Consider the following 6,150-nt stretch of genomic DNA (forward strand, 5'->3'; position numbering starts at 1 on the left):
AAAGTCAGAGATGAGTCAATATATTATCCCTTCACGACGATATTAACGAGCTTATCAGGGACTGCGACAACCTTTATAATTTCCTTGCCTGATAATTTCTCGATTAATGCCGGTTCGCTCATGATACTTTTTTCGAGATCTTCACGAGAGAGTCCCGCCGGTCTATTAAATTTTCCGCGAATCTTCCCGTTAATCTGCGCGACTATAGTAACACTGTCTTGTATTAAAGATTTCTCGTCAGCTTCAGGCCATGACTCAAGACACAACATTTTTTCATTTCCGAGCATTGCCCATAATTCTTCAGTGATATGCGGACAAAACGGGGATAAACAATTCAGCAATACATTAACGGCCTCGCGCTTGACTTCCCAGCCCTCAGGACTCGAGTCATTCAATGAAGTTATTGCGTTTGTGAGCTCCATTAATCTAGCAATCGCCGTATTAAATTGCTTCTCGATATAAATATCATTCGTAACGTCCCGAATCGCCGTGTGTATTTTGCGCTTGAGATCGCGTAATTTCGAGTCCTTTATAGCGTCCATGTAAATAATTTTGCCGCCTGCTGATTTCAAAGCCTGTAAATTTTCTTCAACATAACGCCATATACGATTCAGGAATCTGTGCGAGCCTTCAACGCTCCTGTCTGACCACTCTAAATCATTATTCGGGGGAGCTGCAAATAATATAAATAATCTGACTGTATCAGCTCCGTATTTCTTCACAATTTCTGTAGGGTCTACAGTGTTGCCTAGAGATTTTGACATTTTTGCGCCGTCTTTAATTACCATTCCTTGAGTCAATAATCTCGTAAAAGGCTCGCGATATTGAGTCAAGCCTATATCAGTCAAGAATTTCGCAAAGAATCTCGCATAAATCAAATGTAAACAAGCGTGTTCAATTCCGCCTATATATTGATCTACGGGCATCCAGTAATCTACATCGTTTTTATCGAACGGCAAATCTTTATTTCCGGGCGAACAGTATCTATCAAAGTACCATGAAGAGCAAAAAAATGTATCCATAGTATCAGCTTCACGGCGTGCAGGCCCTCCGCAATTCGGACAAGTTGTATTCAAGAATTCGGGCAAATCTAATAACGGGGAATGTCCGACCTCTTTAACTTCTACATCTTCAGGCAGCTTGACGGGCAAATCTTTCTCAGGAACAGGAACGACTCCGCATTTATCGCAATAAACGAACGGAATCGGAGTCCCCCAGTAACGCTGGCGGGATATAAGCCAGTCACGGAGCTTGAAATTTACTTCACGTTTGCAGATTCCTTCACTGACTCCCCAGTCGATCATTTGTTTAATTGCGTCTTGAGTTTTGAGTCCGTCAAATTTTCCTGAATTACAGGCGATTCCGTCATCTTCAAACGCATGAGTCATTTTCTCGCCGTCTAAAATTGTCCCGTCAACAGGATTTATTACAGGAATTACTGGAATATTATATTTACGGCAAAAATCAAAATCGCGCTGATCATGAGCAGGAACTCCCATAATTGCGCCTGTTCCATAATCAATTAAAATATAATTCGCTATCCAAATGGGAATCTTTTTGCCTGTTACTGGATTCAATCCGTAAAATGGAGTCTTAAAGCCTAATTTTTCTGCTCCTGCGTCGGATCTCTCTATTGAAGTCTGCGAGCTTACGAGTTTAACAAATTCAGCGAGTTTATTTGCTTCGTCGGGAGTCATAGCGGCCTGAATTTTTTTGACAAGTTCATGCTCAGGAGCAAGTGCAATAAATGTAACTCCATAGATCGTATCAAATCGAGTCGTGAAAGCCTCAAGATTATAATTTAATTCTGGAATCTCAAATGAAAGTCTCGCACCTTCTGAACGTCCGATCCAGTTTGTTTGCATGATTCGCACTCTTTTAGGCCAGCCGGGATCTAATTTTTTGTCAATGTCGTCAAGTAATTCCTGCGCGTAATCAGTAATCTTTATGAACCACTGTTTTAAATTTTTCTTAGTAACTGGAGTCTTGCATCGCCAGCAGCCGCCTTCAACAACTTGTTCATTTGCTAAGACAGTCCCGCAGGTCTCGCACCAGTTAACCGGAGCTTCTTTCTGATAGACAATACCTTTTTTGTACATTTGCAGGAAAATCCACTGATTCCATTTGTAATAATCGGGCAGACAAGTAATAGCTTCTCTTCTCCAGTCATAGCTGTAACCCATTCGCTTTAACTGTTCAGTCATGTAGGCAATATTTGAGAGAGTCCAGTCATGCGGCTTAGTTTTATATTTCAGGGCTGCATTTTCTGCGGGCATTCCAAAAGAGTCAAAGCCTATAGTGTACAAAACATTTTTATTATTTTTCCGTAAAAATCGCGCGAGAACATCACCGATCGAGTAATTGCGTATATGTCCCATGTGAAGAGCGCCGCTGGGATAAGGGAACATTTCAAGACAGAAAAATTTTTCTCTTGACGGGTCAGTGTGAGACTCAAAGCATTTTGACTCGTTCCATTTTGACTGCCATTTTGATTCGATATTCGCAAAATCGTAGGGCATTAATAAATTTATACCTCCATATAATAAATATAAAAATTTTGTATTAAGCGCAATTATACAACAGGTGAAATTTTTTTATTCTGAATCGTTCATTAATAAATTTTCCTGATAGAATCTGCTAAAATATTTAATAAATTTTATTTTTTCAGGAGTGATTAATTCAATCATGATAGCGTTAATAAAATTGAGTCCTGTAATTCTCTTAGGCATACTCGCTTCAAAAATAGGTTTCGGCCTCGATATGTTAATAGCTGCACCTCTTGCGTTAATATATGCGATTCTAGTCGGAATGTTTATAGGCAAGATAAAATTTAATGACTTAATGGACTCTGCAATCGAAAATTTAAAGCATATTTTAATAGTATTCTTGATTCTCCAGATGGCATATGCTGTAGCTACGTGCTTTATGGAAACTGGAGTCGCTGCTTCAGTAATTAATATGGCCTTATCGCTCGGATTAACTGCAAAACTTGTAGCGATGACTGCATTACTAGTTACAGCAATTTTATCAATAGCAACAGGAACATCATGGGGGACATTTGCGGCTTGTGCTCCTATTTTCTTATGGCTTAATCACATAGTCGGAGGCAGTGCTGTATTAACAATTTCGGCAATTGCGGGCGGTTCATGTTTTGGCGATAATATAGGCTTGATTTCAGATACTACAGTTGTGAGCTCGAATCTTCAGGGAGTAGCAATAGTTGACAGAGTCAGACATCAAGGCGTATGGTCGGCCTTATGCTTAATCGCCGGAGCAGCAGCATTTTATTTCGCAGCTGTAAATATGGGACTTCCTGACACTGTAGGCAATGCAAACGACGCAATCGCACAAATTCCCGCCTCAGTCTGGGACGCACTCAAAGAAAAACGGGAATCAGCTGTTACACTCTTGAATCAAGTCCGCGCCGGAGTGCCTTATTATATGGTAATTCCGTTAATATGCGTGTTAATTCTCGCAGCAATGGGAGTTAATACACTTGTTTGTCTCGGTGCTGGTATTCTAGGCTCATTAATTTGCGGCTATATTGCGGGAACAGTTACAGATTTTATGAAATTTCTTGATTTAGTGCAGTCAAGTTTTGCAGAGGCCGGAAGCTGGGTTATAGTCATGATGTTATGGATCGGGGCGTTCGGCGGAGTAATGGCAAAAATGGACGCTTTTGACGCTATAGCAAAAATAGTTATGAAATGTGTCCGCAGTGTCAAGCAATTAATGTTTGCTAACGGGTTATTATGTTTATTAGGAAATGTTGCACTTTGCGACGAAATGGCACAAATCGTTACAATCAGCCCTATAATCAAAAATTTAACGGAAAATAACGTAGTAGGCGATGACAAAGCCATGTATAAATTAGCTTTGAGGAATGCAACATTTGCCGACGCTATGGGAGTATTTGGCTCGCAGTTAATTCCGTGGCATGTATATTTAGTTTTCTTTGCGGGAATAGTTGAAGCAGTTTACCCGATGGCAACTATAACTATTATAGATGTTATTCTGCATAATTATTTAGCGTGGATTGCAGTACTCTCAATGTTATTATTGACTTTAACGGGGCTTGATAGATTTATACCGTTATTTGGTCTGCCCTCTGAGCCTGAAGTCCAGCTAAGAAATCAAGTATCATTAGCAAAGCAATAAATCTTGAATTAACCTGATATAATTTCAGCAGGGCTGTAACGGCTCTGCTTTTATTTTATTATAATGACGGAGCTTATATCATGACAAAAGTAAAAATTTGCGGGATCACCCGTGAAATCGAAATAGGAATAATGAACGAACTAATGCCGGATTATGTAGGATTTGTATTTGAGACTCGCAGCAGGCATTTTATCTCGCCTCAATACGCCGGGAGTTTACGCTCAAAATTAAAGCGCGGTATAAAATCAGTCGGAGTATTCTCTAATTCATCACTTGAAAGCATAGCAATGGCAGTAGAAATCGCGGGGCTTGACATGGTGCAGTTACACGGCGACGAGACAGCCGAATATCTTGCAGCATTACGGGAATATATACGATGTCCGATTATAAAAGTTATAAAAATTTCTCAGCCTATAGATGCAGACCGGGCAATGTATTCAACAGCAGATTTTGTAATGCTTGACGGAGGGAGCGCAGGAGCCGGCAAAACTTTTGACTGGTCATTATTAGGAGCTGTCAGGAGAAATTATTTTCTTTCAGGCGGATTGACTCCTGATAATATAGTGTCAGCTTTGCAGGTCTCGTCGAGTCCGTTCGGAGTAAATGCGAGCTCAGGCCTTGAGTCAAACAAGATAAAAGATTATCGCAAGGTCATGAAATTCATTCAGGCAGTAAGAGAATTCAATCAGGGCAAGAAACGCTAAATCATGATATATATTTTTCTAGCTGGAATTCTCTGGGGCATAATCGGAATATTTGTAAACGAGTTAAGCGCGCTGGGTCTTGACGTGGAATTTATAAGTTTTCTGCGTATGTCGTTCGCGTTTATTATAATGTTCACAATCTCGGCAATAAAACACGGCTGGAAAATTTTTATTCTTGACAAGAGAACTTTATTTTTATGTGCGCTGCTTGGCCTAATCTGTCAGGGAATGTTTAATATCTGCTATAGTCTCTCTATAAAATTAAACGGTGTAGGAACTGCGTCGGTTCTCATGTATAGCGCACCTGTCTTTACGGCCATAGCTTGCAGAATATTATTTCACGAGGGATTTTCGGGCATGAAAATTTTTGCGCTGGCTTTAAATATTCTCGGCTGTATCTTGACAGTAACAGGGGGCAATTTTTCGGGCAGTAATAATATTTCTTTGCTGGGAATTTTAGCGGGGCTTTATTCGGGATTCGGCTATGGGATGGTAGCTGTTATAGGCAAGCTGGCAAGTGATAAGACTGACTCAATGATTATTAGCGCGTATAGTTATTTATTTGCGATGATATTTTTATTTATATTTGCCCGGCCTGAAATAATAATTAATTCAAAAATTTTGACTCTGGGATTTCTTTATGGATTAATACCGACTTCGCTTGCATACGTGCTTTATTATGCAGGATTGAGTAAGATTCGAGATGTCAGCCGCGCGCCTGTTATAGCCTCGATTGAGCCGGTTACAGCAGTTATAACGGGACTAATTATATATAATGAAGTAATAGGACTTGCAAATATAGCGGGGATTTTATTAGTTCTTGCGTCTATTATTATAATAGTGAGACTGCGATAAATATTTTATTGCTTTATATAGTGAGCTGCGAATTTACCCGGAGTCGTTTTCGCGTTATTTATTATATATAGTGAATTTGCGATAAATATTTATTGCTCTATGTATAGTGAGCTGCGAATTTGCCCGGAATTGTTTTCGCGTTATTTATTATATATAGTGAATTTGCGATAAAATTTTATTATTGCTTTATATATAGTAAGCTGCGAATTTGCCCGGAATTGTTATTATATATATGCGATAAAATTTTATTATTTACGGGGTATGCTTGATATAGCAGGCAGTAAAAAATTTAATTCATGAGATATTTGCGGGGAATAAAAATTTTTGCGAATAAGTGAGGCCGTAAAAGTTTTGCGTGAAAGGAGAAAATTTTAGTAAATGCCGAGTGATTATATAATAGGCTTATAATTTCGTGAATAATTATATAATAGTA

General features: G+C 39.2%; 4 protein-coding genes. 3 read left to right on the forward strand and 1 reads right to left on the reverse strand.

Annotated features, from left to right (window positions below; all coding sequences use genetic code 11):
* Positions 1 to 23: 23 nt before the first annotated feature.
* Positions 24 to 2,519, reverse strand: a complete 2,496-nt coding sequence (locus IJS99_00475) for a leucine--tRNA ligase (GenBank protein ID MBQ7560295.1) — start codon at positions 2,517 to 2,519, stop codon at positions 24 to 26.
* Positions 2,520 to 2,685: 166 nt separating this feature from the next.
* On the opposite strand from IJS99_00475, the gene IJS99_00480 reads away from it, so the two are divergent.
* The 3 genes from IJS99_00480 to IJS99_00490 all read left to right on the forward strand — a co-directional run bounded on the left by IJS99_00480 (position 2,686) and on the right by IJS99_00490 (position 5,717).
* Positions 2,686 to 4,158: a Na+/H+ antiporter NhaC family protein gene (locus tag IJS99_00480; protein MBQ7560296.1), complete on the forward strand. Its 1,473-nt coding sequence runs from the start codon at positions 2,686 to 2,688 to the stop codon at positions 4,156 to 4,158.
* Between the two features lie 80 nt (positions 4,159 to 4,238).
* Positions 4,239 to 4,862: a phosphoribosylanthranilate isomerase gene (locus IJS99_00485; GenBank protein ID MBQ7560297.1), complete on the forward strand. Its 624-nt coding sequence runs from the start codon at positions 4,239 to 4,241 to the stop codon at positions 4,860 to 4,862.
* Positions 4,863 to 4,865: 3 nt separating this feature from the next.
* A complete protein-coding gene (locus IJS99_00490; protein ID MBQ7560298.1) occupies positions 4,866 to 5,717 on the forward strand; it encodes an EamA family transporter in 852 nt (283 codons plus the stop codon).
* The last annotated feature ends 433 nt before the right edge of the window (positions 5,718 to 6,150 follow it).

Source organism: Synergistaceae bacterium (genome assembly GCA_017444345.1).
Classification (GTDB): domain Bacteria; phylum Synergistota; class Synergistia; order Synergistales; family Aminobacteriaceae; genus JAFUXM01.